The following is a 25,983-nucleotide window of genomic DNA, read 5'->3' as shown; positions in this document are numbered from 1 at the left end:
CCCACCATGAGCCATGGCCCGCATCCTCACCTATAATGTGCATCGCTGCGTCGGGACCGATCGCCGGCTGGACGTCGGCCGGGTGGCCGAGGTGATCGGGGCCCTGGCCCCCGACATTGTCGCTCTCCAGGAGCTGGATGTCGGCCGCGCCCGCACCGGCGGCGTCGACCAGGCCCACGAGATCGCGCGGCGCCTGGACATGAGCTTCCACTTCCACGCCGCCCTCAAGGTCGAGGAGGAGCGATATGGCGACGCCATCCTGACCCGGCTTCCGGAGCGCAAGGTGCGGACCGGCCCCCTGCCAGGCTATCGCCCGGCCCCTCGGCTGGAGCCGCGCGGCGCCCTGTGGGTGGAGGTCGAGATCGAGGGCCGGCCGGTCCAGATCCTCAACACCCATCTGGGCCTGGTCCCGCGCGAACAGCAGCTCCAGGCTGAGGCCCTGGCGGGCCCCGAGTGGCTGGCCCACCCCGACTGCACCGGCCCGGTCATCCTGCTGGGCGACTTCAACGCCACCGCGGCCTCGGTCGTCCACCGCACCCTGACCCGGCGGCTCAAGCCCGCGCGGCCTTGTCGCCGGAGCGATCGCCGACCGCCACCTTCCCCTCGCGCCTGCCTGTCCTGCGCATCGACCATCTGTTCGTCAGCGACGAGATTGAGGTCACGGAGGTGTTCGCGCCCTATCTGCCCCTCACGCGGGCGGCGTCGGATCACCTGCCCCTGGTGATGGACTTCCGCCTGAGATGAGCGGCGCGGTCCAGTCGTGGCCGTGCAGCAGCTCCCGTGCATCGAAGGCCCGGGCCTGGGCGTAGAGCCGCTCGCGCCTGCGCCCGATCCGCCAGGAATCGGCCGTGTCGGCCGGATCGCCCAGGTGCCAGGCCGACACGAACTCCCCCAGAGGGGTCAGCTTCAGGGGCAGGATGGGTTTCAGCCGCCCGCCCCGGTTCAGGGCCTCGATCGCCGCGATCAGGCCACCGCCGGCGGCGCGGGCCTTGGCGACGGCGTCACCGGTGTGGCCCATGAAATGGCCGACCAGCCGGTCGCGCAGGGCGCTGATCTGGGCCTGGTCGTCCAGGGTCGCAGCCTCCACCGCCAGCTCGCACTCGGTGTCGAACCCGCCCGAGCGATTGGACAGATTGGCCGATCCGACGCGGGCCAGGGCGTCGTCGAACACCGAGACCTTGGAATGGACGATGATCTTCTCCCCGCCCGCCGTGACCGGATAATAGGCGCGGAACCGGCCGAAGATGTCCGCGGCCCGCAGCCGCCACAGCATGTTGGACCGCGCCCGGTCCATGGTCAGCCGATCGAACCAGCTGGGCGCTTGGCCGGTGGAGACCAGCACGATCTCCGGCCCGTCCGGCTCGGCCAGGCGCGCGGCCAGCGCCTCCACCACGGGCGGGGAGGTGAAGTACTGGTTCTCCAGATAGATGACCTCCCGCGCCGCATGGATGGCGGCCAGGGTCAGGCGCCTGATCTCGGCCACGCCCTCGCGACCGCGCCAGGCCGGCTCGGTGCGGGCGATGGCGATGGCGACGTCCTTCAGGGCGGCGGGCACCCGGGCCGGCCACGGGTCCTCGGTCGCCAGCGGCGGTGGGGCCAGGGTCTCGCCCGTCGCCCGATGCCAGCGCTCGCGCGCCAGGTCGCCCAGGGCCCGGGCGGCGGGCCCATCGACCATCATCATCACCTCGTGGCGAGGGGCGTGACAGTCATGGTCCGGCATCAGCCGGCGGCGATCGTCGTCCAGATGGCCGGGCGTGTCCCAGCGGTCCACGGCGATGTCACCCCCGCCGCAGAAGGCCAGCGCGTCGTCGACCACCAGCACCTTCTGGTGATGGCAGGCGCCCAGGGGCACGCTGTCGTCCAGGCGGAAATGCACGCCGGTGTTCTCGAACCAGCGGCGCGCGCGGTGCGGGAAGAATTCCTGGCTGGCGCTGATCGGCAGGGCCGACTTCCAGATCAGCAGGCGGATATCCAGGTCCGGCCGCGTCCGCGACAAGGTCAGCAGGAACCGCCCCACCTCGTCGGGGGTGTCGGCGGCGGTCTCCCCGTCCGGGAACAGCCGGGTGCGCGGATCGAACCCCCAGCCCAGCAGCAGGATGGAGCGGCGGGCCCCGCGCAGGGCCTCATAGACGGCGTTGAAATAGGCCTCGGTGTCGACCAGGAAGGCCGCGCGACCGGCGCGTTCCCGTCGCCAGCAGGTCTGTCCAGGCGCGAGCAGACTCATCCGGCCCCCTTGCCGCGACGCGCGACCACCTTCGGCCGGCGTCTGGGGAAAGCCTAAGGCTCAGCTCGGTTCCGTGGATTGATCTGGCGCAGGCCAAAAGGGACGGGCGCGCCGGGGAACCCGCGCGCGCCCGCTCAAGTTGGGCTCGACCTAGTTGCGGAAGGCCTGGCATGGGCCGCTCAGCTCGGCGGTGGCCGCTGCAGACTTGCCGGGGCTCTTGGCGTCGCGGGCGCCGCGCCGCTGCTCGTCGTCGGCCTTCTGCAGGATGTAGTCGATCCGCGTGCGGCCCTGGGACTTCAGGAAGGCGTCGAGCGCCGAGGTGTCCGCCGACAGGGCGCCGGCGATGCCGCGGCAGCGGGCCGCATTCAGATAGTCGACGTCGGTGGCGCGACCGGCGGCCATGGCGGAGCCGGCGATCGCGACACCGGCGAGGGCCACGGCGATGGGGAAAAGGCGCATGGTGTTGTCTCCCTTTGAATGAACGTGGCCGAAACCTGATCTTCGGGTCGCTTAGACTCAAATGAATTCGCGGCAATATTCATCCAAAACCGGGTAACAACGTTACATCGACTTATGAGTTACTTAAGTTACATAAACTTCTTGTAATGTCTTAGCGCTTGCATCAATACGAACCCATGCCGCAACCAAGCCTCAAACTGGATGCCGAGGGCGTCAACGCCCTGTTGCTCAAGGCCTTTCCTGACGCGCGGGCCGAGACCATGGCCCTGGTGGTCGAGGCCGAGCCCGGCCGGGTCAGGGTCCGGCGTCCCTACGGCCCGGGCCTCCTGCGCCCCGGCGGCGTGATCTCGGGGCCGACCCTGATGAGCATCGCCGACACCGCCGCCTACGCCCTGGTCCTGGCCCATAACGGCGAGCAGCTGATGGCGGTGACCAGTTCGCTGGTGATGAACTTCCTGCGCGGCGCGGCGCCTGGCGATATCTGGGCGGACGCCCATATGCTGCGCCTGGGCCGGCGCATCGCCGTCTGCGAGGTCCGCCTCTGGACCGAGGGTCCCGACCGGCTGGCGGCCCAGGCCACAGTGACCTACGCTATCCCTTCCGCCTGAGGCCCCATGACCGACCTGCCCGCCAAGCCCCCCGCCCCGATCAAGACCCCCTGCATCAAGGTCTGCGTCGTCGATGGCGAGAGCGGCCTGTGCATGGGCTGCTATCGCAAGCTCAACGAGGTGGCCGGCTGGACCAAGCTCACGCCTGAGGAGCGCGAGGCGGTGATGGCCGAACTGCCCTCGCGCCGCAGCCTGATCCGCCCTGAAAAGCTGGCCATGTTCTGATCCCCATTTCGGGGTCTCGTTCACAGCTTGCAAACGGCTCGGCGCGTAGCCTTCGCCTCTCAATAGAGTCGGAAACGGCCGTGACACGAGGTTTCGATATGATGCGACTGGCCGTCCTGGCCCTGGTCGGCGCGGTCTCCGCGGTCGGCGCGGCCCAAGCTGTCGCCGCCTTCGACCCCGCGCGTCACCTCGCCAGCCTGAACGCCAGCGTCGATCACGCCCCCATCGAGACCGCCGCCACCGGCGAGCCGGCCGAGATCTCCAAGGCCAGCGACGGTCACTACTGGGCCGAGGCCAATGTCAACGGATCGCGGGTCCGCTTCCTGGTCGACACCGGGGCCAGCGCCGTGGCGCTCACCGCCGACGACGCCAAGCGCCTGGGCTTCGACCCGGCCCGGCTGAACTACGCCTACAAGGTGATGACCGCCAATGGCGAGGCCCACGCCGCCGCCATCAAGCTGGCCTCGGTCTCGGTGGCCGGCGCGAAGGTCGCCGATGTCGATGCGCTGGTCCTGGACAAGGGGCTCGACGCCTCCCTGCTGGGCATGACCTATCTAGGCCGCCTCTCCCGCTTCGAGGCCACCCGCAGCGCGCTGATCCTGCGCCCTTAGGGCCGCCGCCCCGGTCACCGAGGCCAGGGCCGCGTCGACCACCTCCAGCCCCGCGCCGGGCTTCACGCCCTCGACCGTGAGAATGCGCCGCCAGCCCCGCGCGCCCGGCATGCCGTGGAACAGACCCAGAATGTGCCGGGTCATGGCCGCCAGATGCACGCCCTCGGCCAGCCGCGCCGCCATATAGGGCCTGTAGAGCTCGACCGCCTCGACCGGCCCGACCTCGCGGTCCCCCCCGAAGATCCGCCGGTCCACGGCCCCCAGCAGGCCGGGATTGTGATAGGCCGCCCGGCCCAGCATCACCCCGTCGACCTGGCCCAGATGCGCCTCGGCCGCGTCGAGATCGGCGATCCCGCCATTGATGTCGATGGTCAGGTCCGGACGCGCGCGCTTCAGCCGATAGACCAACTCATAGTCCAGCGGCGGGATGTCCCGGTTCTCCTTGGGCGAAAGGCCCTTCAGCCAGGCCTTGCGGGCATGGACGATGAAGCGCGTCACCCCCGCCCGGGCGCAGAGCTCGACCAGGCCGAACAGGCTCTGATCGGCGTCCTGGTCGTCCACCCCGATCCGGCACTTCACGGTCGCCGGCAGGCTCACGGCCGCGCCGATGGCCGCCATGCACTCGGCCACCAGCTCAGGCTCGCGCATCAGGCAGGCGCCGAACCGCCCCGACTGCACCCGGTCCGACGGGCAGCCGACATTCAGATTGATCTCGTCATAGCCGAGGTCGGCGCCGATCCGCGCCGCCGCCGCCAGATCGGCCGGATCCGACCCTCCCAGCTGCAAGGCCACCGGATGCTCGACGGCGTCATAGCCCAGCAGCCGCTCACGATCCCCGTGCAGCACCGCCCCCGTCGTCACCATCTCCGTATAGAGCAAAGCGCGCGCCGAAAGCCCCCGATGGAACGCCCGGCAATGGCGATCCGTCCAGTCCATCATGGGTGCAATGGACAATCTATGTGCTTGAAATTGCGTCACTTTTCCCATACAAATCAACCGGTTCGGCACTGACCGGCGTCCGCCTTCCTACGCTATTTTTCGACCCTTTTCGCCACGTTTCGACATCCCACTGCACCGGATTTGCACCCAAAATGGCATCGATCCGAAAACAGAAATCCGGCGCCTGGCGCGTCCAGGTCCGCCGCAAAGGACGAACCGTCAGCGAGACGTTCGTCCGCTACGACGACGCCAAGAAATGGGGCATCGACGCCGAGCGGCAAATCGATCGTGGCGAGACCCCGACCCTTTCCAAGGTCGGGAAGCTGCAGACGTTCGGCGACCTGATCGATCTGCACATCGACGACATGAAGGATGTCGGCAAGCCGCCGGGGCGCTCGAAGGACGCCACGCTCGCGATGTTGAAGCGCCGGCTGGGCAGCCGGAACATGGTGGAGCTGGATCGCGAGCGCCTTCTGGCCTTCGGGCGCGAACGGGCAGCCGAGGGCGCTGGCCCAATGACCCTCAGCATCGATATCGGGATGATCAAGCTAATCCTGTCGCACGCCGCGGCCGTCCACGGTCTGCCGGTGCGGGTGGAGCCGGTGGACTTGGCCCGGATTGCGCTCAAGCGCCTGGGGTTGGTCGGGAAGGGCAAGGAACGGGACCGGCGGCCCACCGACGAGGAGCTTGAAAAGCTCTGCGCTCACTTCGACGGCAACCCTCGCCAGATCATCCCCATGAGCCGGATCATCAAGTTCGCGGTCGCCACGGCGATGCGCCAGGAGGAGATCTGCCGGGTCACCTGGAGCGATCTGAATACGCGGACCAAGATGCTGACCATCCGTGATCGCAAGGACCCCCGCGAGAAGCGGGGCAACGACCAGCGCATCCCCCTCCTCTCGGTGTCCGGGTTCGATGCTCTGGCGCTGATCGAGGAGCAGCGCGCCATCCGCGGCAACGAGGACGACCGCATCTTCCCCTACGCCCACAAGTCTGCCGGCACCGCCTTCACGCGCGCCTGCCAGGACCTGGAGATCGAAGACCTCCATTTCCACGATCTGCGCCATGAGGGCACCAGTCGGCTGTTCGAAGCAGGGTTCGAAATCCAACAGGTCGCGCTGGTCACCGGCCACAAGGATTGGAAGATGCTGCGACGATACACGCACCTCAGGCCCGAAGCGCTGCACGCGATAGCGGACAAGAGGGCCGCCGCTTAAGCCTATGGCTGCATCGGGTGGGAAGCACAGCCAGGCTTTCCGCCCTGGGAACGCGCAAGCCTCAACGGATCAGGCCAAGGTGCTCGATGAGGATAGAAGCGCCAAGCCCGATGAGAACGAGGCCGCCGACGGACGCATCCGCCCCGCCTCGTCGAACTCTTTGTAGGCCATGGCGACGGACGACTGATTGGGGATGGTGATCATCCGCATCCAGCGCCCGAGCAGGCGCAACGTATTCACGGCGTTAAACGACTGCGATCCCCCGCTGACCTGCATCACGGCTAGGGTCCTTCCCTGGGTCGGGCGAACGCTGCCGATCGAGAGCGGTATCCAGTCGATTTGAGCCTTCATGATGCCGGTGATGGCGCCATGCCGCTCTGGGCTGCACCACACCTGCCCCTCCGACCATGTCGATAGATCGCGCAGTTCCTGCACCTTGGGGTGCTCGGCGGGCACGGCGTCCGGGAGGGGCAGGTCGCGCGGATCGAAGATGCGCGTCTCCGCGCCAAAGCCCTGCAGGATCCTCGCCGCCTCCTCCACAGCGAAGCGGCTGAACGACCTTTCCCGCAACGAGCCATAGAGCAGCAGGATGCGCGGCGGATGGGTCGAGAAGCGTTCCGGCTCCAGCTTTGCCTGAGTAGGCGTATCCACGAACTGGCGCTCAAGCGCGGGGGTGTCACTCACAGGCCGACCTTCTCACTCACGTATGCGACTTGGCACTGTCGCATTGTTCAACTACCTTTGAAATATGGATCGGCAAAGCGTCGTCACAAGCCTCTCCGCGCTCGCCCATGGCGGGCGGCTGGACATCTTCCGTCTGCTCGTGAAGGCGGGACCTGATGGGCTGCCGGCCGGCGAGATCGCGCGCAGCCTGCAGGTCATGCCCAACGCCTTGTCGGCGAACCTGAAGGTCCTCAGCCACGCCGGCCTGATCGGGTCGCGGCGCGACGGGCGCTCCATCATCTATGCGGCTGACTACAGCGCCATGAGCAACGTGCTCGGCTTCCTGATGGAAGACTGTTGCGGTGGGGACGCCGCGATCTGCGCACCCCTGGTCGACATCGCCGCTCGCTCGGCCTGCTGCGCCGCCGACGCCCCGAATATGCCGGCCTGATCTATGGCCGACGCCAGTCTCGAACCTCCGCGCCACAGCTTCAGCCTGGGTCGTCGATTGGGCGCGGAGGCGCTGGGCACAGCCCTGCTGCTCGCGGTCGTGGTCGGCTCAGGGATCATGGGCGAAAGCCTTGCTGGCGGGAACGCGGCGCTGGCTCTGCTCGGCAACACTCTGGCGACCGGTGCGGCCCTTGTCGTCTTGATCACGATCTTCGGGCCGCTTTCCGGCGCGCACTTCAATCCGGCCGTCAGCTTCCTGTTCGCCTGCCGTCGGGAACTGTCGTGGCCGGTCGCTGGCTCATACGCAGTGGCGCAGACCGTCGGCGCAGTCGCCGGTGTTTGGATGGCGCACGCGATGTTCGCCCTGCCCATCCTCCAGGTATCGACCAAGCTACGGGATGGTCCGAGCCAAGGCTTCTCCGAACTGGTCGCCACCTTCGGCCTGATGGCCACGATCTTGGGCTGCATCCGCTTCAGGCCGCAGTTCACGCCGGTCGCCGTGGGCCTCTACATCACCGCGGCCTACTGGTTCACGGCCTCGACGTCCTTCGCCAACCCAGCGGTCACAATCGCCCGCAGCCTGTCCAACACCTTCGCCGGAATCGCGCCGACCTCTGCGCCCCTGTTCATCGCCGCTCAGCTCCTAGGGACGGCGCTCGCGATGGGCGTGTTCGGCTGGCTACTCAAAGAGGACGCTCCCCAATGAATGACGACTTCCCGATCACCATCTTCCACAACCCGGCATGCGGCACCTCACGCAACGTCGTCGCGATGGTCCAGGCGGCGGGCTACGAGCCTCGTGTCATCGAATATCTGCAGGCCGGGTGGACGGAGGAGCAGGTTCGCGATCTTGCCGCGGCGGCCGGACTTCCGCTGCGCGATCTGATCCGGGAGAAGGGTACGCCGGCGGCCGAACTCGGACTCCTCGACTCGGAAGTCACTGCCAATCAGATCGCAGCGGCGATGGTCGCCCATCCCATTCTAGTGAACCGGCCCATAGTGGTCACTCCGCTGGGCACTAAGCTCGCGCGACCCTCCGAAGCGGTGCTGGACCTCCTGGAGCGGAAGCCCGAGAGCTTCACCAAGGAGGACGGAGAGGTCGTCACGCTGAGCCGTAAGGCCGGTTAAATCCACCGTGCATGGTTGGCGGTGGGCATCTGAGCGTCCCTTTTGTAGCCGGCTCCACGACATCCTACGACGGCGCGTCGCCAGCCCTAGCGCCCGTCTGATCGCCTGTTCACATGCCCTCCTGTCAGGAGGTCCACATGCGGACAATCGCGATCATCAGCCAGAAGGGCGGCGCCGGGAAAACCACCCTCGCCGTCCACCTAGCGGCCGCAGCGGCGGCCGAAAAGGTTACGCTCATCGTGGACACGGACCCGCAGGCGACCGCCAGCCGGTGGGGTGAATGGCGCGGTGGGACTGACCCCGAGATCATCGACTGCGGTGCGCCCTCGCTGCTGGCGGGCAAGCTCAGCAAGGCGGCGGAACTGGGCGCTGAGTTGGCGGTCATCGACACGCCGCCCCATGCCGACGCCATGGCGCGGCAGGCCGCGCGTCTCGCCGACCTCATCCTGATCCCTTGCCGGCCCAAGGCGTTCGACCTGGCCGCGATCGAGGCGACCGCAGAGTTGGTGAAGGGCAGCGATAAGCCTGCCTTCGTGGTCTTGATGGCGGGGCCGCCTAAGGCCCCGCTCATCTACCGAGAGGCGGCCGAGATTGTGGAAGGCTCCTTCGGCCTGCGGCTTGCCCCGGTCATGTTGCCGGAGCGCGCCGCCTTCCACCACAGCACGGCGCAGGGACAAACGGCCGAAGAGTTCGATCATGGTGGCAAGGCCGCCGGCGAGATCGGGGCGCTCTGGGCCTGGACGCGAGGACAGCTGGGCATGTCCGCACGTGAACCTGTTCACACGCCGGCGCCGCTCGCATGAGCCGGTTCGCCGCGATCAAGTCGGAGAAGGCCAAGCCTGCGCCACCGGCGGCCCCGGCCGGCGACCCCTCAGAGGCGCCCACCGCGTCCGCCAAGGCGCCGGCCAGGATCGGGAAGAAGGCGGTGAGCGGCTACTTCAGTCCGGAGATGAGCCGAGGATTGCATCTGCTGGCGCTCGAACAAGGGACGAGCCTGCAAGCCCTCATGGGCGAGGCCTTCGACGATCTGATGCGGAAGTACGGCAAGCACCCCTTCGGCGAACGCTAAGGGCGACTGCCGACTGCCGACGGGCGCACGCGTCAGCCGAAGGCGCGAGATTCCTGGGGACGAGCCGGCAGGACGCGGCCCTGGCCGGGATCGGAGGTTGAGCTTTTAGCCCCGCGATCAGCCCATCTCTGCAGGTCGTCGATGGCGTAGACCACGCGTCCGCCGATCTTCCGATAAGTGGGCCCCGTCCCGTAGGTTCGATGCTTCTCGAGCGTGCGGCCCGACAGGCCGAGGAAACGCCCTGCTTCCGACGTCCGGAGCAGGCGGGGCGGCATGGGAGCGCCTTCGAACATCGCAAATCCTCCTGGCCGTCCGATCAGGGTCCGCAACTGCGCGAAGCGAGAACGGCATGCGACTCACCTATCCAGGCGCGGCCTCGGCGGGAAAGGCGTAAGTCTACCCGCCGTCGACGGCGGGGGGCGCTAGCTGCGGGCGAACGCCAGAAGCGGCGCGATGTCGTGGGCGTCGGCGGCCTGCAGCGCCCGGACATAGTCCCGGCGGGTCTGGGCCGCTTCCACCAGGTTCGCCCGGCCCCAGCTGAACCGCTGCCCGCCCAGTTGCCTGATGAGCAGGTCGGCGGCCAAGCGCGCGTGACGTCCATTGCCGTTCGGGAACGGATGGATGGCGACAAGGCGGTGGTGGAAGCGCACGGCGATCTCATCCGGGGTGAAGGTCTTGTGGTCGATCCAGTAGCGGACGTCGCCAACCAGGGCGTGGAGATCGACCGCAATCTGGTGCGGCGCGACGCCGATGTTGAGCTCGGTCGTCCGCTGGGCGCCGGCCCATCGCCAGACCTTCCGCAGCATGCGGCGATGCAGGGCCATCAGGAAGTCGACGTCCACAACATCGCCGCGCTTGCGGGAAAACGCCCAGCGGTCCGCCTCGGCGATGTTCTCTTGCTCGGCTTCGTTCAGTTCCGCCCGCGTCGTGATGTAGGTCGGCAGCAGACCCTGGCGCCCCTCAGGCGTGAGCGGCGTGTTGGCCTCATCGTCCGCATCGAAGAGCGGGTCGGTCACGCGGGCTCGTCCCACAGGCGGTGCAGGTTCCCGCGCAGCAGTTGGTCGATGAGCACCTCGCGCTGTCGCCGCTGATCGCCGGCCGTGAGCGCCTGGTTCTCCAGGCGCATGGTGTGGCCAACGCTCTCAAGTTGCTCGTCGGCCTTAGCCTCCGCGCGCTCCCGGAGCATCTCGACGAGCGGTCGGTTCGGCACCATCACGTAGACGAGTTGGCAATCCAGCGCCTCGGCGGCGCGCCGCAGGGTCGCCAGAGTGACCGTCTCATCCACCTCGCCCTTTTCCAGGGCCACAACGCGCGGCTGGCTTACGCCGAGACGTCTAGCGAACTGCTTCGTGGTTAGGCCAAGCGCATCGCGAATGGCGCGCAGCCAGCCGCGAGGCGGCCTGGCGACCGACCAGTTCCGCACCAAGCCGAGCCGCATATCAAGCGCTCGGGCCGCTCTATCAGTCGCGGGCATGATAACCCATTCATTATCTAATTCTGATCATTCTATAATTCATAGGTGATCAAAATACAAACACGCAATAATCTGTGGGTTATCTACATCCGCAGTTCCAATCATATATAGGTTATCGTGGCCGCTCCCGATCTTCGCCAAGATTGCGATTCCGCATCGCTTCGTTCGCCGCCCGAAGTTCCCGCGCTAACGCCAAGCGCTGCGTATCGGGTTGGGGCATGCTTCGAACGAACGCCTCCACCTTTGCGCCCAGGGCTCGATCGGCCGGATCGCCTGAGCGGCCAAGCAGCCTGGCCTGCGTAAGGTACAGCTCGCGAATAGCTTGTTGCCGGGCGACGATCCTCTGCTCCCAGGGGGTCCGCTCGGTCCGTCCCTGGAAGGCGGCGCCCGCCGCCTCACGATACGCCGAACGGCGGACGCGCCCCATGGGCCCCTCCCCCGCCACTTCCCGGTCTCGGATCTTCCGCAGCGATGTCCGCTCGGCCTTGCGGGTGACGCCGCGCGCGCGTCTCGGCGTCGCCTCAGCTTCGACCCCGCGGTCGCGAAGCGCCTGCGCAAAGGTCTGGCGCCAGAGTTCCAGGTCGGCCTTCTTCGGATTGAGCCGCTCGCCCGCGTGGCTACGCGAACAGATGGACAGGTGAACATGTGGACGTGGCGTGTCGGTATGCAGTGTGAACACGTAGTCATGCCGGCCTGCGAACATGTCAGCCGCAAAGGATCGGGCGGCGTCCCGCACCGCGATCTCGCTCGTACCAGCCGGCATGGACAGGATGACGGAGTGGCTGACCGGCGAGTTTTTGCGGCGGGATCTGTCAGCGAGCGCCGCCCCGGCCCATTCGTCCGCCAGATCCGCAACGTCGCGGCGGCTGACGATCAGGGCGCCATCGGCGCCCTCAAGCTCCAGCTGGCCGATGCGCGAGATGTATTCCAGGTGCGCGCGAAGATGGGCGCCGTCCCGTGTGCGGCCGGTGACCTTGACCATCACTTCGGGGGCGCGGGCGGCGACCCGCTCCAGACGCGCCCTAGCGCCCTCGCCCGAATCTAGCGGCGGCCGCAGCACGGTGCGGGGCCGCACGATCCGCTGCCGGACGGGTGGGCGCCAGACGTCCTCGAAACCCTGGACCATCTGGAAGTCAGTCACGGCTCAACCGCCCAGTAAGCGAGATTGCCCTCGAACGCCTCGCGCAGTGTGAACATGTGCGCACGTAGTTCTGTCCTCAGAGCGTCGAGATAGGCGATCTCCAGCTCGAGCACCTTGCCCTCCATGACGGCGGTGTTCAGGGCCCGGGCGATCTGGTTCACGTTCACACCGATCCGCCGCACCTCGCCCTGGATCGCCAGCAGGGCGACCGTCTCACCGGAGCAAAAGGTCGGCTTGCCGTGAAGGCGGTGGCGGATGAGCGCGGCCACCCAGCCGTTCGGGGTGAGCGCCATGCCGGCCGCTTCGCGCGCCAGACCCTCCCCGTCCTCAGCAGTAAGGCGAACCGTCAGCTTCAGGGGACGTGTCGGAAGCCGCTCGCCCGGCGCTGAAAGCCCGGCTGCCGCCTGGTCCATGAGCCGGCGCAAAGTCGGCGCACGACCACCCTGCCCGCCGGCGGCGGCATCGAACCGGGCCAGCAACTCGTCAGGCACCCGAAGACTGAGATTGGCCACCGGGCCGCTCCACGTAGTGATCCGCCGCCGCGAAGGCTATCCTGCCCTAGACAACGACGAACTCAGACTGGCCCCTCCCCTCGGCGCGCGCGATGCGTAAGCCTACGCCCCGCGCCCGCTCGCCCGCCGCCCCTTCGGGCCGCCCCAGCCGGGCCAGATTCGGACTTTCGATCTAGGTGTCTTCCGGCCCCACAGACGGGTCATCGTCGAGAGCGATAATGGTCTGCGCCATGTAGGGCGGGGGATCGGGAGGAAGAAGGCTCATGATCCGGCCATCGGGTTCTAGGAACTCGTGGGTGGCTCCAGGAAGAAGCGACGGATCGAGTGGAACGGCGGCGTTCGGGTTATGAAGGACGACGGCGCCCTCGATCCAGCTCTCGCGATAGTCGGCCCGGTGGACCTCGTCGCTGAAAGGTCGCGGGCGCGGATCGACCGGATCGTTGTCGTAGCGCCGCAAGCCAGTCCGGACCATTTGGATACGGCGGTCTCCGAACCCAGCGAGGAAGCCCAGCCGGTTGAATTTTACCAGCGTGCCCTGAGGATTCACCAGCACGGCGCTGACGTGTTCGCTGTTCGGCAGTCGAAAGAACCCCGACGGCTCCGCGCGGTTCTCGTATCGATGCTCGCCTATCCAAGCGATTCTGCGCTGACCTTCCTCGATCCAGTGCCGCACGCCGAAGACGTATTCGGTGGCGGCAGGCACGATGGTCCGCATCCACCCCGGTGCATGAAAGTCCTGCAGAGCGATGACGAACGGCAGGCCGCGCATCTCCGGGATTGTCCAGTACGGCCTTCGTTTGTTGAGCTTCTTCTTCAGCGCCGTCGCGAGTTTAATCGGGACGTAGTTTTCGAGATAGGCGCGGGTCGCGTCCAGCGTCTGAGGCACCTCAGGGGCCAGACCTTGGGACGGGTTTGACGACGTTGCCTCTACGCCGAATGCACCAGCCATACTGGACAGGATGAAGTCCGGCGCTTGCAGGTTGGGTTGAAGAGCGAAGCCGAGCTCTGTGAATGTCGCGTAGAGATAGAGCTCCCACACCCGCGCATCGAAACCTGTCGTCTGAAACTGCTCGATGAAATTGCCGTCGGCGTCTTCGTGATAGCGCATCATCGCGGCGATCAGTTCGCGAGCCGGCGAATATCGTGGGTGATCGACCAGTAGCCGAAAATTCGGATGCCATCGCTCGGGCGGCACCAGCGGGGCGAAGAAGTCGACGGGCGGGGTCACAACGTCACCCTGATGAAACGACTCGTCGGCCTCGGCCTCGAGCCGTTCCATTGCGGCGGTCAGATCCCTGCGCGCCGCCTCTGTGCTCGGCAGGGACGACTGCACGGCGACGGCTCGGTAGCGCAGCGTCTCGTCACGGGCCAGGGCGATCCAGCCAAAGTCGTAATCAACGCGATCCCAGGTGAGGATGCCAAGGACCCGTTCGCTCTTGGTCGCAAGCCAGTCGTACTCCTGAACCGCCATAAGAATGTGCGGCTGGCGGATGTAGCCGGCCAGCGCGTTGAAGCGGCGCTCGTCGAGCTCGGTGATCGCCATTTGCCGATGAGCCTCAGGCCACCTGGGCGAGATCGATAATCATTTCGCCGCCGGCTTCGCTCGCCGAACGATCCGTGAGGCGCCTGGCTTTGCGGGGCTGCGGGTCGTACCAGGCGCAGGCTTCGAGTTCGCCGGCGCAGCTGGCGCGGCATCATCATCATCATCGTCGGTGATGAAGTTACCTGCGTCGTCGAGGTCGTCGAGGTCGAAGGCGCTCACCTCGTTGGCTCGGATCGCCAGCGCTTGCCACTTGTTCTCGTGCACCTTCTTGGCAAGGTAGGCGCGTTTGATGACGTAGTAGGGGTTGTAGATCACCGCGTACGACAAGTCCCCGAGCGGTCCGCCCATGACTCCAATGAAGCCCAGATCGGCCAGCCGATGCATGCGGTCCTTCCACGTCCGCATTGCTCGCTGTCCTTCGAATCCCGCGTGGAAGGCCATTTCTCCAGGGCGACTGAGGGCGATGAAGTTCTCTTCGATGCGAACCCTCGACCAGAGCTCCAGATAGGTGCGGCTGACCGGGACGCCCTTACCGGCGAGGTCGTCCATGATGCTCATCATTAGGGGCATCAGCCGCGGCAGAGCCACCCAGCCCTCGTTGTCCATGCTCCACAACATGTCCGTTGACAGTTCAGGCCACAGCTTCTTGCGAGCGTCGAGCTGCCGCCTCTGAATGGATCGTGCTTTGCCGCGGGCCATGGTTCACCTGAGTGCTGAAATAGAGGCGGGCTCGGGTTTGGACGCCGAGCCCTTCGCTATCGACCTGCCCCAGGAACCGTGACGACCGAGGGCTTTTCGGGATTCGGCTGGGTTTGGACGCCAGCTATTCCCGTGACCTTCACGATGGCATCATCGTGCTCCCCGCCGCTTTACAAGTCGAATGCGTAGTTTCGGTATCTGCGTTTGAATTGACACCATATCCGACGAGCTCAACATTCGAGTTCGCGCATAAGACACACGCTCGCATACCGAGGCGGTTCGTACAGACCCCCGAAAATTGGCAACATACTGTAGCTGTTAAGGATCTGGGGCCCGTGCGGGTATCACGGTTTCGTCGTCTCGGCGTGTCGGGGTATCCCGGTCTCGCGGTATGTGGGGATACCTAAGGGGGCTGCCGCCTTCTAGACCGGTATCAACCCCACCGTCCTTCTATCACAGAGTTGGCGAGCGCCGGAGCGCCCGCCATTCCCTGTTCACGCCGCCTGCACGGCCTGCCACTGATGCAAAAAGTCCGCCGCTCGCTGAGCATGGGCGGCGGCGGTGAAGATGAACCGCCGGTCGTCCTTCAGGACCTGCAGCCAGTTGGCGATGTAGCTGGCGTGGTCGGGTCGGGGGGTAAGCTCCAGACCCAGGTCGGCGCAGAGGAAAGCCGCGCCCAGTTCGGCCACCAGCTCTTCACGGGCATAACCCTCGTCGCCCCAGCGGCTGCGGCCGAAGTCTCGGTCCAGGCGCGTCGGGTGCCGGGTCCAGTGGGTGCATTCATGGGCCAGGGTGGCGTAGTAGGCCTCCGGGTCCGCGAAGCACTCGAAGGGCGGCATCTGCACGTGATCGGGGCCCATGGCGTAGTAGGCCTGGCTGCCGCCGTGGCGGATGTCGGCGCCGGTGGCGGCGAAGAAGGCCTCGGCGTGGTCGATCCGCTGCGCGGCGTCGAGCTTGGGTTCGGCCACGGCATGGAAGTGCGCGGGCAGGCCCTCAACCTGATCGACGTTGAAGACGGTGTAGGCCTTGAGAAACGGGATCTGACGCTCGACGTCCTGGCCCTCATCGCCGGACTCGGTGCGGGTGATCCGGTTGGCGTAGACCACCGTGGCGCCGTGCTCGCCCTTGCGGACGTGGCCGCCCAGAGCGAGGGCTTGCCGGAAGGTGATCCAGATTGGCGCCGTGTAGCCTCGGGCGACGGATTCGGCCCAGAGCAGGATGACATTGATGCCGCTGTAGGGCTCGCCGGTGGAGCGAAGCGGGCGGCTGATCTTCCCGGCGAGATGCTCGGCGGACCAGGGCTTGGTCCAAGGGCGGACGCCGTTTTCGAGATCGGCGACGATGGCGTTGGTTACCCGGCTGTAGAGGTCTTGCCTGGCGTCGGGGCGTGAGGTCTCGGATGCGCGCAACATGGCGCCCTCCTGTCGAATGGATTTTTGGGGAAGCGGCGCCCCGCCGGCAGCCAGCGAGGCGCTCTGCGGGTGGGTCAGTCGGCCTGGCGGCTGCGCGACCAGATCAAGCTGTAGCCCTCGTCGGCGTCGACCAGGCTGGCGTAGATCGGAGCGTGGAAGCTCGGGTCGTCCAGCTTGACCGAGAGGTATTCCCGGTCCTCACGGGAGGTCTTCTTCCAGGCGGCGCCGAACTCGGTCTGGCCGGAGAAGATGCGGAAGTCGGGGGCCTGGTCGTTGGTCTTCTCGACCTTGCGGAGGGTGGCCGCCTTGACGTTGAGGGTCAGGGTCTTGATCGCGCCGTTGTAGTTGCCGGCGTCGTCCTTGGTGAAGGTGCCGATGGTCGCCATGGTGAAGTCTCCTGAGGTTCTTCGGACCGCGCCCATCGCGGCCTCGATGGCGGTCTTCAGGACGAGGGGCGCTGGGCGATGCAGCCGCAGGCCCGCAGCGCAGCGGAGGACGGCGGGCGCCGACTTGTTTGCTGCGCGAGGAATGACGCCGCAGGCGTCAGGGGAAAGAAGTCGGCGACGCCGTTGCGTCGATCAGCGGGGCCGGTACGGCCCGAACCCCTCGGCTTTCTTGCGCCAAGAGAGGCGGCATGGGCCGGTCTGACACATCGCGGAGAACGGCGTGGCGACCACGCCGCCGTTCAAAGGACGCCTGCCCACGGACAAGAGAAAGACCGCACGCCTGACGACGCGCGGCCCTCCATGAAGTCTAGGTCGGAACCGCTGACGCGGCGCCCGTTCTATGCAGCCGCCCGGGCCTCCGCCGCAGCCGCCGGATCAACCGTCTCCGTCGCCGGGATGGGCGCTCGCAGCAGGCTCGGCAACCAGCCCTTGCCCGCGAGCAAGGCCTCAGCCTCCGACGCCATATCGGGCTTCTTCAGGCCCTCGATCCGGGCCGCCGCCTCTTCCGACACCGCCTCCCGCACGGCCTCGCCGATCCTGGCCTTGGTGACCCGGCCGAGATAACTGCCGACGCTGGGCGACCAGTAGCTGCTCATGTCCAACTCAACGGCTTGCGCCAGCTAGTCTGCATGGCCCCACGCCCCCGGCTTGCGGTCGAACGGCGCCCGCACGGCATTGACCGTCAGGCTCGCGCTATGCGCCAGAAGGTCCAGCAGGTCGGTCGCGGCCAGGGCCTGCACGAAGGCCCAAACGTCCCCCGCCTCCTTTGGCAGACGCACAGCCCAGCGCTCATGGCGCTCAGCGATGCTGCGTCCGGCGCGAGTGTCGTCGATGCCCGGCGCATGGCCGTCGAGGTAAGCGGACGAGCCCTTGATCTCCAGGCACGAAGCGCGGTCGTAGGGTGGGTAGAAGGCGGTCAACGCCAAGCTGTGAACCACGGCGCTCAGCGCCACGGTCGGCTGCGCGGCCAGGGCGTCCCGCAGCGCCAGGGTGCGGTGGGCCGTAAGGTCCAGAACCAGCCGCTCCGACAAAGGGGCGCCCGCATCGTCGTCCGCCTCCTCGTCCCGCACCGTCTCGGCGGAACCGCCCTCCCCGCCGTGTTCTTCCCCGCCTGCAGCTACGCCATCGGGCTCCACTTCGGCTGCGGGCTCGGGCGCCGGGACGTCCTCGGGCCGGATCAGGCCCCGCTCTACCCGGGCGACACCGTCCTGACCCAGGATGACGAACACCCCGCCCCGCGCGATTTCGTCGGGGTCGAAGGCGGTCCCATCACCGAAGGCTTCCAGCGCCGCGTCGATCTCGGCGAAGCGGGCTTCGATCTCGGGCGGAAGCGTCTCGACGGCATCCCACTCGCTGACCAGGGCGTCGTATTCCTCGGACAGCGCCGACATGCGGGCCGTCTCTTCCTCCGGGCGCTCCACCGGGTGCGGATAGACGCGGGCAAGGCCGAGCGCGCGCGGGTAGTCGATGTGGGCCTCGGCCCATTTCCATCCCTCCGCGTCCCGCACCGCCTGGGCGATCCCAGCCAGCTTCTCGGCGGCGAGCCGGTCCAGCAAGGCCGGGTCCTCGAACCAGCCGCCGCCGTCTTCTGTGAAGAGGTCGCGCAGGATGGTGCCGCCCGCCTCGCCGTAGGCCTCGGCGCCGACGAAGATCGCCCTCCGATCCGTCGCCATGACCTTGGCCTCGGTCATGGTGCGGCGGATCAGGTAGGACGGGCGATCCGGCCCGAGTTGATCGAACACCTGCTCCTGGCGCGCGTGATCCACGCTGACCGCATAGGCCATCATCTGGTCCAGGGTCAGCTCGCCCGCGCGATAGCGCTCCATCAGCACAGGGCTGACGGCGCCCAGCCGCCGACGCACCCACTCGGTCACCTCGATCCCGTCGTCGACGAAGCGGGCATAGGTGAGCGGACCGGGGTCGGCCTCGTTCTTCGACCAGGTGGCGCCGCCGCCAGGCTGGTCCCATTGGACGAGCGTGAAGCGCTTCTCCCACTCGGCGAAGACCGGCGCCATGAAGCTCATTGGGAACCCGGGACCCCCATGCAGGATGAGCAGCACCGGGTTCTTGAGGTCACGACCGCGGATGGTGATCCACTGCTCCTGGCCGTTGATGCTGACGAACTGACCTTCATCAATGGCCATGGCGGCCTCCCCCTTTGCAGTTTGACCATAGGCGGCCCCGGCCGCGCAAATACCGGCGCCAAGCGCGCCGAGGCTGAATTGACGTCGTGAAGGCGATGACATGCGGCTCTCCTTGCCAGCGATCCCGCAAAACAACATACTTCAGGTATGTAATGAGGGTACTAATAGTACGTACTATAGGTATGTCAATGACCGAACTGGGCAAAATGAGCGCGCGACGCGCCGCGACGCGAGGCAAGCTCCTAGAGGCCACGCTGGCGGTGATCGGCGAAAAGGGCCTGCACGGCGTCTCGGTCGACGGCGTCGCCAAACGGGTCGGCGTGACCAAGGGCGCGGTCTACGACAACTTCGAAAGCAAGGACGCGATGATCGTCGCCGCGCTGGCCGGTCTGCCCGACGAGGCGATGGCGCCCTTCGCCTGGCCCAAGGGACGGCAGGGTACTGTACGTGATCGGCTACGCCGGCTTGGCGAGGCGATCTACGAGGGCCGGGGGGACGTGGTGCGCGCGGCGGTCGGAGCGGCGGAGTTCCAGCTCTATGCCCTCACCCACGAGGACATGAAGAAGCGGTTGGCGGACATCACCTCGATGGGGCCTACCCGCACAAAGGCGCGGCTGTTGGAACTCTTCGATGAGAACGAGTTGCCCATGCCGGTCGAGTCCTTCGCCCTGTTGTTGCACGCCATCGTACCGGGCCTTAACCAGTTCCGCGCGTCCGCGCCGCGTCCGCCAAGTCGCGAGGTGGTAGTAGCCATGTTCGAGGGGCTGGCCGGTCAGCAGTCTGGAGCCTGACTGGCGGATGGGCCACGGCTCGCCTCTGCGGTACTGCCGAGCTTGACACCAAAATCCCCATGTGAGGCTGCAAGGAGCCTGCGCGCCTTCAGGCGCTGCAGGGCGGGAAGCGCCGTCGAGCGGCCGGCGACGCCGCAGGCGCCCGCAGGGGCGGACCCGTAGGAGCCGCGGCACGCGGCGGGACCGAGCACGCTCGCCGGCCGCTCTCCGTTAAGGACGGAAATCGGCCGCTAGTCTGGCACTGCGGTGCGGTCGTTTGAGAAAAACGCGTATTGAGAATCGACGTGCTGGAGGCATCGGGAATCGCCTTGCTCCCGATCCTCGTCGGTGAGGATTGCATTGCAGACCTCGCACCGGAGCTCGTAACCGCTTTTCCCGCAACAGGCGCATTCGCCCTCTTGGGCCACCACCGCGACTTCACGGCAGACATCGCATTTGAAAACCGGCGGCAGGCCTCCCTGGGTGGCGGCCTCATATAAATCCTGGCCGAAATACTGGACGAGGGTCGGCCAGATGCGTTCCTTGGCGGAGAAGGTCCACCCACAGGCCCGACACTTGAGCCGAGCCGTTTCCTGGTCGACGTTGTCGGGATTTTCGAGCTCAAGCAACTCCGAGCGGCAATTGATGCACGACAGGTCTGTTATCGCGGCGCGAGCCATCGTGGGGGACCGCCAGCGCATCATTTGGATCGACGCACGGCTGCGCGCGAGCTCTTCCTGGAAGACCGCTTCGTTCTCGAGCAGGAACTCCCAGCAGTCGGCATCAAGTATGTCGACGGGGTCTAGGCCCAAGACATCGAACAGCCTGCGGATCATTGTCGCCGACTGCGCCACCACCTCGCGGAGCTCCTCGCGGCTTCCCAAGTATCGGTAGTGCTCAAGGACGTTCCGATGGCTGGTCAGCTTGCGCAATGGCGACCAGTCGAGCTGAATCCCGAGCTGACCGAAGCGCTCGACGATCTGTTGTTCGTCGACGGTCTTTTCGCCTTGTCCTCTGAAGGCAAGCTGCCCCGCCGAATCCAGGCCTGGCGCGATCCGCGCTTTGATCAGGACCTCGTCGGTCCCTGGCGGCGATAAGCGGCGCAGCTTCTCTTTGCACAGGAGTAGCATGCCGGCCTGCACGTTCCGGACGGCCGAGACGAGCCTTCGCTGATCGGACGATCGGAAATCCTCGACGCCGATCTCGATGGACTGAACCGCGTTAGAGAGGAGTGAGTCCATGGGATCCTTGAGCGTCTACGGCGGATAAGGATCTCGCCTCCCTTTTGGCAACGCTACGCTGCTGGCACCTCTTTGGCGGGCGTGGCCGGCAGGCGCTCTACCTTCAGCTTTCGGAAGAAGGCCTCATTGCGAAGCGCCGCATTCTTGAGGACCTGGTCATAAGGAATGAACTCAAAATAGGCGTTCAAATCCTCAAGGTAAGCGAAGCGCCCGTCTCCGTCTGGAGTCGGTTTGTGGATCTGATGCTGCCGCAGCAATTCATATAGCTGCTGCGACGGTTCGGCGATTAAGAAGCACAGGAACGGCGTGCCCTTGTTGATGTCAGCGATGCGTTCACCGTCGTAGGAGTAACAGGTCTTCTCAAGCAGGGACTCGATGTACTTCCGAATTTGTATGACTGGATTGTCGCCCGGCGCGCCCGAATAGGCCGTCTTGCTGGGGGCTTTGAATTCGATAATGACCGCGGGGTCCATGGTGTTGGCGCGGCGGAATAGCATCGGCCGCTTGAAGATCGCCAAATCGGGTTCGCCGGCTTCGCCGAATGCCCCCATCGCTGTCAGGTCAGACCGACGCTCGACTGTCTCCGGCTCCGGCTCCGCTGTGTCGGCGGCGAACGACCTAATTGGGCGATCGGACGTGATGTAGCTGTAGTAGGCAAGGCGATCGTCGATGAGCCACAGATTGTGGTCGTCATAGTCCATGGTGTCGCTGGTGACGCCGAGTGGGCAGAAGACCTCGTGAACGATGTTCTCCGGCTCGTGCCGAGAGGTCGATAGATCAATCTTCCGACGTTCCTTGAGAAGTTCAATCACCCAGCGGCGCTCGACGACATATTGCGCCAAAGCACTTTTCTCGGCATCGCCCAGCTGCGCCGTGAGCCTGGATACGTGTGCCGCGAAGGTCTCGTCTGACATGCTGGCGGTGTTGGCTTCCAGCTTCTCGATCTGCTTGAAGAGCGCCTTGGTGTAGCGGTGTCGCTTCAGAGCCACGTCCTGAACTAGGCGCGTCTCATCCCAATTGAGCGGCATGCCTGCAGCGTAGCCTTCGATATCGTCGATTGCTGATGCGTAGAGCGGATTGGTCTCTAACAGCTTGTCGAGCATCTCCCGATTTCGGCGGCGCGGTTCCGCTAAGTAAGGGTCGAGGAAGCTCTTAGCGGTATCGACTAGCACCTTGTTCACGACCTCAAAGTCGATGTCGCCGAAGTCAAAACCGGTACGCTCGTGGTTCAGGGAGTCGTCGAAAAGCGGTCCCGACACGAGGCCGATGTAGATGAGCGGGCCGAGCGTGTCGTTCGGCAGCGCCTTTAGCCCGATCATCTCCGAAATAGGTTTCGTGATGACCGAGCGATCCGCTGCGCAGTAGATCAGGGAATTGCCGATCGGCGCCAGCTTCTTTGGGAGAAGCACGTGCAGGATCGAGGCTGCGTGGTGCTCGTCGATCACGACCTGGACCGGCACCTTTGAACCAACGATAGAGTCGAAGAACAGGTTGGAGAGGTTGGTTGTTTTCCGCTCGTCGATCAGGTCGATCTTAAGGCGTTTCGGCTGGGCGAACAGCGCAATGAAATGCGCTAGGAGACTATTCCGAATATCCGCCGGGTCGACATAGGCCTTGGCATTGTAGGTCTCCCGGAAGCTGTCCAGTTTGACCTGGGTGCCAGTTGCCGCATCGTCATCGCGTTCTGACTCGAGATACGAGTCGAACGGCCTCTCGTTGGAGAGCCGGAAGGCGAAGGAACGGGCAACCTTCTCGCCGTCTCGGTCAAACACCGACGAGACTTCCGCCGTGTTGAACACCTTGATCCAAGAGAGGCGGCCGATCCCGCGGCCTTTCTTGTCGGCGCGGTATTCAGTGTCCAGCTCGCAAAAATGTCCGAACAACGCGTCACCAAGGCCGATGCCGTTGTCGGTCACGAGGAACCCGGTCACTGGGGCATGCGCTCCAATGTCCGAGGATTCGCCCCTGAGAACCTCGATGGTGATCTTGCCGTCGTCGGCCCAAGTCTCAGGGAAACGCTCTTGAATGGCGTAGAGGGCGTTGGTCACGGCCTCATAGACCGGCATCATGCAGTTCGATGCGGTCGGCGGGAGGTTGAAATTCCTGACTCGGCCCGTGAAGCTGTGGCGAAGCTCGGGCAGCGGCAAAATCACTTCGGACATATCGTTCGTTCCCCTGCCCACGACGCTACGATGTTTCCCTTCCTCGATCGAGCGCCGGCCCCCTACGCGGGCCTGTGATCGGCCTTCCGCTTGGAAACCCTTGGTTTGCGGCGCTTCCTATTGGGCGGGATGTGCGTTCGCTTATAGCCGGCATCAACAAGCGCTAGCGACCGGAGAACAGGCCGCCGGGGCGCGGCTTTCCGCACGCCATCGACCGGCTTCAGGCGGCGCCACAGCTCGCCAACGTAGTGCTCGAGGCGCCGCAGGTCGTCGCATAGCGCAGCCATCAGCTCATGGAACGGGGTATCGATCCGCTGCTGCTTCAGGACTCGCCTGAGCGAGTTCTGCCCGGACGACAAATGTGTGGTCAGGCCATTCTCGGTGATCAGAAATCCAGGATAGCCGTGAACGATGTCGTTGCGGTGCGCGCCAAGTTTATCGGTTTGGTCGAGCACCCAGCCGAGGCGCTCTCTGTCCACCTCCCGGAAGCCGTCGGCCCAATCGACCGCTGTCTTTAGAAGGTCGCGCTGCGCCTTATCGCTGCCGGGTGTGAGCCAGAGCGCGTTTGAAACATGGGTTTGACGGTCGCCCAGCAAGGACATGAAAATGTAGCCAAGCGTCCGATGGAGAGCGTTCCATTCCCAGACCACCTCCCCCGTGACCATGAAATGTCGCTGCATCGCCGCCTTTCGGGCGGCGTCCATCTCGGAATGGTCGGTCATGCGGCCTTCCGGGGCAGGTTCCGGTCATCGGCGACGCGGTCGAAGGCATTGCGGATGGCCAGCGAAACATTGACCCGGACCCGCGTCACCGCGTTCTCACGCGCCCCCAGATAATCTTCCTCCAGGGCCTTGTAGCGCGCGGCCGACACCGGGTCCGTGGAGAAATCGAGGGTGTCGACTTCATCCGTGATCGGGACGATCTGAACTGAGGAACCCCGCCCGATGATGCGGTAGTCCGGATTCGCGTCCAGACCCTTGGCCGCGACCGGCGAGAAGATCTTGATTTTGGCGCCATGGTGCTCGGTCAGGACAAATTCATGGTCAGCGATGTCGATGACCATGTCGCCGACCATGGCCACGCCGCGGCGATAATCGACAACGCTATCGATCAAGCGGTTGTGGACCCAAAAGTCGTCGTCGACCTGGTCTGTCGAAGACGCCGTCCACGGCCTGAAGCCCGGGCGTGGGTTGTGAGGGGCCTGGATGTATGTCTGGATGTTGGAGAACAAGCGTCCGTAGGTATGCTTGGCTTCCTCGGCAAAGGCCTCCGCCAGCTTCGCCGCGACGAGAAGCTCGAACCCAGCCAGGTGCAGCGCTCCAATCAGGGCGGCCTGGGCCACAGCCGGGCTGTCGTAGGTGCGGTGCCCTCCCTTTCCGCCGCCGCCGCCGGCCGCGGCCGGCGCCAAACCCTGCTCGTGGAGGAGGCTGAAATTGCGGAGCGTCAGTCCGCCGGCGAGCGCCAGCTCACGGGAGGTGAAGGCGGATCCAGGATGTTTCGAAGGACGGCCCATGTAATTTCCAGTTGGTGGAAGTTTCCTTATCTTCCAGTTTGTGGGAGTTTTGTCAAGCCGCCCTTGGCTGCGTCCGGTTCTGACGTATCGTCCACCTAGCTTGGCCAAAGGCGGCTTGGAGGCGATTGAATGACAGACCGGCGTTTCGACACGGGTGACCCGGTGACGGACTTCAACCTGCGCCGGCTCGAAGGCCTGTCCAGAAACGACGCTCGCGGGGGCGATGTGGGTCTGTTCCAAATCCACATCCACGCCACCATCGACAGCTTCGAAATGCTGCCCGCGGTCGTGAAAAGGCACTTCCGACTGAACCCCTATGTCGGCGACTATGCGCGGCCCAGCGACGCTTGGCGGCTGCAGACGTGGACTGGGATCGCGAAAGACTTGGACGTAGGGCTGACCGCCGTCATGGAAGACGTCACCCTTCAGAAGGGCGGCGGCGCAAATCTAGGCGACAGGCCGCCTTCGCGTGGCGAGCAGATCGCGGCGATCTGCCAGAAGCTTGAGGCGATTTACGACCGAGGCGGCTCGTGGGATGCGGCGGTGGCGGAGTTGGAACGCGCCGCGAGCGGAACGAACGTGCGCAGCGAGGTTGAGGCCATGAAGCGTCTGATCGCGAAGAAGCGGATCCCGGACGTCGGCGCCTGGCGCTCGGACATGATCGGCTACATCTGGCGAGCGAACAGCGCTGCGCAGCATCTCCACCACCTGCGTGGGCCGCACTAGTCGGTGCCTGTAGGGCGTAAAACATGGATTCAAATGGGGCCGGCGGATTCGCGGACCTCGATCGCGGCTCCCTCGCACCAGGTCACGATGATCCAGTGCGCCTGGAAGAGCTCATCCAGGTCGACCTGGATACCCTCAAACGGTGTTCCATCTTTCGTCGTGGGGTAGCGGAAGCGGTCAGCGAAAGGATCGAACCTCTGAACGAGGTCGATCATTCGCGCCACGTCGCGCGCGAGATCGTCGTCGTCGTCGTGCCCGAGCGCGGCTCGCTCGGCGAGTAGCCGGTCGAATAGGCCTCGCAGATCGTGACTCAGCTTGCCGCTCATGCCCCCGGCGATTTCGAGGATAGAGGCCTTCAAAGCGAGTTCGACGCTCTGTCGCCACAGGGAGAGCAGCGGTCGCGTCAGAAGCCCCGAAGACTCAGCGCAGGCTTGGTCCCACATCAGCTCGAAGCCGCGCTGAAAGCTGAAGGACAGCAGATCCCACGATCCAGCGATCATATCGCTGGGAAGAGGCCGAACGAAGCTTACCAGGCGCGGTTGGCTTTCGACGATCTGTTCGACGAGGCGATCACGGCGATCGACCGACATGCCTTATCGGGCCTCTT

31 protein-coding genes and 1 pseudogene are annotated in these 25,983 nt (G+C 65.7%); 12 read left to right on the top strand and 20 right to left on the bottom strand.

The annotated features are described in order from the left end of the window. The first annotated feature begins 13 nt into the window (after nucleotides 1-13). Nucleotides 14-724 carry an endonuclease/exonuclease/phosphatase family protein gene (locus MQH10_RS14045; protein WP_336605104.1) on the top strand — a complete coding sequence of 237 codons (711 nt, stop codon included), beginning with the start codon at nucleotides 14-16 and terminating at the stop codon, nucleotides 722-724. Here MQH10_RS14045 and MQH10_RS14040 read toward each other — a convergent pair. Then, a complete protein-coding gene (locus MQH10_RS14040; RefSeq protein WP_242564663.1) occupies nucleotides 689-2,224 on the bottom strand; it encodes a phospholipase D-like domain-containing protein in 1,536 nt (511 codons plus the stop codon). The two genes, MQH10_RS14045 and MQH10_RS14040, sit on opposite strands and share 36 nt — an antisense overlap. A 150-nt stretch (nucleotides 2,225-2,374) precedes the next feature. After that, on the bottom strand, nucleotides 2,375-2,683 hold the full coding sequence (locus MQH10_RS14035) for a hypothetical protein (RefSeq protein WP_242564662.1): 309 nt from the start codon (nucleotides 2,681-2,683) through the stop codon (nucleotides 2,375-2,377). 176 nt (nucleotides 2,684-2,859) lie between these two features. Between MQH10_RS14035 and MQH10_RS14030 the strand changes: the two genes are divergently transcribed. The 3 genes from MQH10_RS14030 (at nucleotide 2,860) to MQH10_RS14020 (ending at nucleotide 4,127) form a co-directional block, all read left to right on the top strand. Continuing rightward, complete coding sequence (locus MQH10_RS14030; protein WP_242564661.1) at nucleotides 2,860-3,291, top strand: PaaI family thioesterase; 432 nt, start codon at nucleotides 2,860-2,862, stop codon at nucleotides 3,289-3,291. Nucleotides 3,292-3,297: 6 nt separating this feature from the next. Next, the gene (locus MQH10_RS14025) at nucleotides 3,298-3,516 is read left to right on the top strand and encodes a DUF1289 domain-containing protein (RefSeq protein WP_242564660.1); all 219 of its coding nucleotides are present in this window, start codon (nucleotides 3,298-3,300) and stop codon (nucleotides 3,514-3,516) included. 98 nt (nucleotides 3,517-3,614) lie between these two features. Next, complete coding sequence (locus MQH10_RS14020; protein ID WP_242564659.1) at nucleotides 3,615-4,127, top strand: TIGR02281 family clan AA aspartic protease; 513 nt, start codon at nucleotides 3,615-3,617, stop codon at nucleotides 4,125-4,127. On the opposite strand, the gene dusA is transcribed toward MQH10_RS14020, so the two are convergent. Then, nucleotides 4,071-5,114, bottom strand: a complete 1,044-nt coding sequence (gene dusA, locus MQH10_RS14015) for a tRNA dihydrouridine(20/20a) synthase DusA (protein ID WP_242564658.1) — start codon at nucleotides 5,112-5,114, stop codon at nucleotides 4,071-4,073. The two genes, MQH10_RS14020 and dusA, sit on opposite strands and share 57 nt — an antisense overlap. A 104-nt stretch (nucleotides 5,115-5,218) precedes the next feature. Between dusA and MQH10_RS14010 the strand changes: the two genes are divergently transcribed. Next, nucleotides 5,219-6,283, top strand: coding sequence for an integrase (locus MQH10_RS14010; RefSeq protein ID WP_242564657.1), 1,065 nt, complete (start codon nucleotides 5,219-5,221; stop codon nucleotides 6,281-6,283). 123 nt (nucleotides 6,284-6,406) lie between these two features. Here MQH10_RS14010 and arsH read toward each other — a convergent pair. Further along, a pseudogene (arsH, locus tag MQH10_RS14005) lies at nucleotides 6,407-6,967 on the bottom strand (arsenical resistance protein ArsH); the annotation flags it as partial. 64 nt (nucleotides 6,968-7,031) lie between these two features. On the opposite strand from arsH, the gene MQH10_RS14000 reads away from it, so the two are divergent. From MQH10_RS14000 to MQH10_RS13980, 5 genes are all read left to right on the top strand, one after another. After that, nucleotides 7,032-7,397, top strand: a complete 366-nt coding sequence (locus MQH10_RS14000; RefSeq protein ID WP_242564656.1) for an ArsR/SmtB family transcription factor — start codon at nucleotides 7,032-7,034, stop codon at nucleotides 7,395-7,397. 3 nt (nucleotides 7,398-7,400) lie between these two features. Then, nucleotides 7,401-8,102, top strand: a complete 702-nt coding sequence (locus tag MQH10_RS13995) for an MIP/aquaporin family protein (protein ID WP_242564655.1) — start codon at nucleotides 7,401-7,403, stop codon at nucleotides 8,100-8,102. After that, nucleotides 8,099-8,524 (top strand): arsenate reductase (glutaredoxin), encoded by a 426-nt coding sequence (gene arsC / locus MQH10_RS13990; RefSeq protein ID WP_242564654.1) that lies wholly within the window; start codon nucleotides 8,099-8,101, stop codon nucleotides 8,522-8,524. Before MQH10_RS13995 ends, arsC begins: the two co-directional genes overlap by 4 nt. A 137-nt stretch (nucleotides 8,525-8,661) precedes the next feature. Further along, nucleotides 8,662-9,327, top strand: a complete 666-nt coding sequence (locus MQH10_RS13985) for an AAA family ATPase (protein ID WP_242564653.1) — start codon at nucleotides 8,662-8,664, stop codon at nucleotides 9,325-9,327. After that, complete coding sequence (locus MQH10_RS13980) at nucleotides 9,324-9,593, top strand: ribbon-helix-helix domain-containing protein (RefSeq protein WP_242564652.1); 270 nt, start codon at nucleotides 9,324-9,326, stop codon at nucleotides 9,591-9,593. Before MQH10_RS13985 ends, MQH10_RS13980 begins: the two co-directional genes overlap by 4 nt. A 32-nt stretch (nucleotides 9,594-9,625) precedes the next feature. On the opposite strand, the gene MQH10_RS13975 is transcribed toward MQH10_RS13980, so the two are convergent. From MQH10_RS13975 to MQH10_RS13925, 11 genes are all read right to left on the bottom strand, one after another. Beyond that, complete coding sequence (locus MQH10_RS13975; protein WP_242564651.1) at nucleotides 9,626-9,886, bottom strand: helix-turn-helix transcriptional regulator; 261 nt, start codon at nucleotides 9,884-9,886, stop codon at nucleotides 9,626-9,628. Between the two features lie 129 nt (nucleotides 9,887-10,015). Continuing rightward, a complete protein-coding gene (locus MQH10_RS13970) occupies nucleotides 10,016-10,609 on the bottom strand; it encodes a mobile mystery protein B (protein ID WP_242564650.1) in 594 nt (197 codons plus the stop codon). Further along, nucleotides 10,606-11,031, bottom strand: a complete 426-nt coding sequence (locus MQH10_RS13965; RefSeq protein ID WP_242564649.1) for a mobile mystery protein A — start codon at nucleotides 11,029-11,031, stop codon at nucleotides 10,606-10,608. Before MQH10_RS13965 ends, MQH10_RS13970 begins: the two co-directional genes overlap by 4 nt. Before the next feature lie 148 nt (nucleotides 11,032-11,179). Next, a complete protein-coding gene (locus MQH10_RS13960) occupies nucleotides 11,180-12,208 on the bottom strand; it encodes a relaxase/mobilization nuclease domain-containing protein (protein ID WP_242564648.1) in 1,029 nt (342 codons plus the stop codon). Continuing rightward, nucleotides 12,205-12,720, bottom strand: a complete 516-nt coding sequence (mobC, locus tag MQH10_RS13955) for a plasmid mobilization relaxosome protein MobC (RefSeq protein WP_242564647.1) — start codon at nucleotides 12,718-12,720, stop codon at nucleotides 12,205-12,207. Before mobC ends, MQH10_RS13960 begins: the two co-directional genes overlap by 4 nt. 172 nt (nucleotides 12,721-12,892) lie before the next feature. Beyond that, nucleotides 12,893-14,263, bottom strand: coding sequence for a hypothetical protein (locus MQH10_RS13950; RefSeq protein ID WP_242564646.1), 1,371 nt, complete (start codon nucleotides 14,261-14,263; stop codon nucleotides 12,893-12,895). 39 nt (nucleotides 14,264-14,302) lie between these two features. Next, nucleotides 14,303-14,812 (bottom strand): hypothetical protein, encoded by a 510-nt coding sequence (locus MQH10_RS13945; protein ID WP_242564645.1) that lies wholly within the window; start codon nucleotides 14,810-14,812, stop codon nucleotides 14,303-14,305. A gap of 644 nt (nucleotides 14,813-15,456) precedes the next feature. Beyond that, nucleotides 15,457-16,374, bottom strand: coding sequence for an ArdC family protein (locus MQH10_RS13940; RefSeq protein ID WP_242564644.1), 918 nt, complete (start codon nucleotides 16,372-16,374; stop codon nucleotides 15,457-15,459). Between the two features lie 74 nt (nucleotides 16,375-16,448). Further along, complete coding sequence (locus tag MQH10_RS13935) at nucleotides 16,449-16,760, bottom strand: DUF736 domain-containing protein (protein ID WP_242564643.1); 312 nt, start codon at nucleotides 16,758-16,760, stop codon at nucleotides 16,449-16,451. Nucleotides 16,761-17,158: 398 nt separating this feature from the next. Continuing rightward, a complete protein-coding gene (locus tag MQH10_RS13930) occupies nucleotides 17,159-17,416 on the bottom strand; it encodes a hypothetical protein (RefSeq protein ID WP_242564642.1) in 258 nt (85 codons plus the stop codon). Nucleotides 17,417-17,440: 24 nt separating this feature from the next. Then, nucleotides 17,441-18,964, bottom strand: a complete 1,524-nt coding sequence (locus MQH10_RS13925; RefSeq protein WP_242564641.1) for an alpha/beta hydrolase family protein — start codon at nucleotides 18,962-18,964, stop codon at nucleotides 17,441-17,443. 188 nt (nucleotides 18,965-19,152) lie between these two features. Between MQH10_RS13925 and MQH10_RS13920 the strand changes: the two genes are divergently transcribed. Further along, nucleotides 19,153-19,755, top strand: coding sequence for a TetR/AcrR family transcriptional regulator (locus tag MQH10_RS13920; protein WP_242564640.1), 603 nt, complete (start codon nucleotides 19,153-19,155; stop codon nucleotides 19,753-19,755). 230 nt (nucleotides 19,756-19,985) lie between these two features. Here MQH10_RS13920 and MQH10_RS13915 read toward each other — a convergent pair whose 3' ends face one another. From MQH10_RS13915 to MQH10_RS13900, 4 genes are all read right to left on the bottom strand, one after another. After that, on the bottom strand, nucleotides 19,986-20,975 hold the full coding sequence (locus MQH10_RS13915) for a hypothetical protein (protein ID WP_242564639.1): 990 nt from the start codon (nucleotides 20,973-20,975) through the stop codon (nucleotides 19,986-19,988). 53 nt (nucleotides 20,976-21,028) lie between these two features. Further along, nucleotides 21,029-23,137: a hypothetical protein gene (locus MQH10_RS13910; protein WP_242564638.1), complete on the bottom strand. Its 2,109-nt coding sequence runs from the start codon at nucleotides 23,135-23,137 to the stop codon at nucleotides 21,029-21,031. 62 nt (nucleotides 23,138-23,199) lie between these two features. Beyond that, on the bottom strand, nucleotides 23,200-23,859 hold the full coding sequence (locus MQH10_RS13905; RefSeq protein WP_242564637.1) for a hypothetical protein: 660 nt from the start codon (nucleotides 23,857-23,859) through the stop codon (nucleotides 23,200-23,202). After that, complete coding sequence (locus MQH10_RS13900) at nucleotides 23,856-24,650, bottom strand: hypothetical protein (RefSeq protein WP_242564636.1); 795 nt, start codon at nucleotides 24,648-24,650, stop codon at nucleotides 23,856-23,858. The genes MQH10_RS13905 and MQH10_RS13900 overlap by 4 nt, the downstream gene beginning before the upstream one ends. 129 nt (nucleotides 24,651-24,779) lie before the next feature. Here MQH10_RS13900 and MQH10_RS13895 point away from each other — a divergent pair, with 129 nt between their 5' ends. Then, on the top strand, nucleotides 24,780-25,376 hold the full coding sequence (locus MQH10_RS13895) for a hypothetical protein (protein WP_242564635.1): 597 nt from the start codon (nucleotides 24,780-24,782) through the stop codon (nucleotides 25,374-25,376). Nucleotides 25,377-25,405: 29 nt separating this feature from the next. Here the strand turns inward: MQH10_RS13895 and MQH10_RS13890 are convergent, their stop codons facing one another. After that, complete coding sequence (locus MQH10_RS13890; protein ID WP_242564634.1) at nucleotides 25,406-25,966, bottom strand: HEPN domain-containing protein; 561 nt, start codon at nucleotides 25,964-25,966, stop codon at nucleotides 25,406-25,408. Nucleotides 25,967-25,983: the final 17 nt, after the last annotated feature.

The sequence above is a fragment of the Phenylobacterium aquaticum genome (assembly GCF_022695515.1).
Classification (GTDB): domain Bacteria; phylum Pseudomonadota; class Alphaproteobacteria; order Caulobacterales; family Caulobacteraceae; genus Phenylobacterium; species Phenylobacterium aquaticum.
Note: the sequence above shows the minus strand (reverse complement) of the source record. Positions and strands in the feature narration are given on the sequence as shown.

Coding starts and splice junctions, on each gene's coding strand:
- MQH10_RS13985 (WP_242564653.1), top strand. CDS start 8,662: ATGCGGACAATCGCGATCATCAGCCAGAAGGGCGGCGCCGGGAAAACC.
- MQH10_RS13945 (WP_242564645.1), bottom strand. CDS start 14,812: ATGGACGACCTCGCCGGTAAGGGCGTCCCGGTCAGCCGCACCTATCTG.
- arsC (WP_242564654.1), top strand. CDS start 8,099: ATGAATGACGACTTCCCGATCACCATCTTCCACAACCCGGCATGCGGC.
- MQH10_RS14040 (WP_242564663.1), bottom strand. CDS start 2,224: ATGAGTCTGCTCGCGCCTGGACAGACCTGCTGGCGACGGGAACGCGCC.
- MQH10_RS13980 (WP_242564652.1), top strand. CDS start 9,324: ATGAGCCGGTTCGCCGCGATCAAGTCGGAGAAGGCCAAGCCTGCGCCA.
- MQH10_RS13950 (WP_242564646.1), bottom strand. CDS start 14,263: ATGGCGATCACCGAGCTCGACGAGCGCCGCTTCAACGCGCTGGCCGGC.
- MQH10_RS14025 (WP_242564660.1), top strand. CDS start 3,298: ATGACCGACCTGCCCGCCAAGCCCCCCGCCCCGATCAAGACCCCCTGC.
- MQH10_RS14020 (WP_242564659.1), top strand. CDS start 3,615: ATGATGCGACTGGCCGTCCTGGCCCTGGTCGGCGCGGTCTCCGCGGTC.
- MQH10_RS13930 (WP_242564642.1), bottom strand. CDS start 17,416: ATGAGCAGCTACTGGTCGCCCAGCGTCGGCAGTTATCTCGGCCGGGTC.
- MQH10_RS13965 (WP_242564649.1), bottom strand. CDS start 11,031: ATGCGGCTCGGCTTGGTGCGGAACTGGTCGGTCGCCAGGCCGCCTCGC.
- MQH10_RS14035 (WP_242564662.1), bottom strand. CDS start 2,683: ATGCGCCTTTTCCCCATCGCCGTGGCCCTCGCCGGTGTCGCGATCGCC.
- MQH10_RS14000 (WP_242564656.1), top strand. CDS start 7,032: ATGGATCGGCAAAGCGTCGTCACAAGCCTCTCCGCGCTCGCCCATGGC.
- MQH10_RS13995 (WP_242564655.1), top strand. CDS start 7,401: ATGGCCGACGCCAGTCTCGAACCTCCGCGCCACAGCTTCAGCCTGGGT.
- MQH10_RS13900 (WP_242564636.1), bottom strand. CDS start 24,650: ATGGGCCGTCCTTCGAAACATCCTGGATCCGCCTTCACCTCCCGTGAG.
- dusA (WP_242564658.1), bottom strand. CDS start 5,114: ATGGGAAAAGTGACGCAATTTCAAGCACATAGATTGTCCATTGCACCC.
- MQH10_RS13890 (WP_242564634.1), bottom strand. CDS start 25,966: ATGTCGGTCGATCGCCGTGATCGCCTCGTCGAACAGATCGTCGAAAGC.
- MQH10_RS14010 (WP_242564657.1), top strand. CDS start 5,219: ATGGCATCGATCCGAAAACAGAAATCCGGCGCCTGGCGCGTCCAGGTC.
- MQH10_RS14030 (WP_242564661.1), top strand. CDS start 2,860: ATGCCGCAACCAAGCCTCAAACTGGATGCCGAGGGCGTCAACGCCCTG.
- MQH10_RS13975 (WP_242564651.1), bottom strand. CDS start 9,886: ATGTTCGAAGGCGCTCCCATGCCGCCCCGCCTGCTCCGGACGTCGGAA.
- MQH10_RS13905 (WP_242564637.1), bottom strand. CDS start 23,859: ATGACCGACCATTCCGAGATGGACGCCGCCCGAAAGGCGGCGATGCAG.
- MQH10_RS13935 (WP_242564643.1), bottom strand. CDS start 16,760: ATGGCGACCATCGGCACCTTCACCAAGGACGACGCCGGCAACTACAAC.
- MQH10_RS13915 (WP_242564639.1), bottom strand. CDS start 20,975: ATGGACTCACTCCTCTCTAACGCGGTTCAGTCCATCGAGATCGGCGTC.
- MQH10_RS13925 (WP_242564641.1), bottom strand. CDS start 18,964: ATGGCCATTGATGAAGGTCAGTTCGTCAGCATCAACGGCCAGGAGCAG.
- MQH10_RS13895 (WP_242564635.1), top strand. CDS start 24,780: ATGACAGACCGGCGTTTCGACACGGGTGACCCGGTGACGGACTTCAAC.
- MQH10_RS13910 (WP_242564638.1), bottom strand. CDS start 23,137: ATGTCCGAAGTGATTTTGCCGCTGCCCGAGCTTCGCCACAGCTTCACG.
- MQH10_RS13920 (WP_242564640.1), top strand. CDS start 19,153: ATGACCGAACTGGGCAAAATGAGCGCGCGACGCGCCGCGACGCGAGGC.
- MQH10_RS13940 (WP_242564644.1), bottom strand. CDS start 16,374: ATGTTGCGCGCATCCGAGACCTCACGCCCCGACGCCAGGCAAGACCTC.
- MQH10_RS14045 (WP_336605104.1), top strand. CDS start 14: ATGGCCCGCATCCTCACCTATAATGTGCATCGCTGCGTCGGGACCGAT.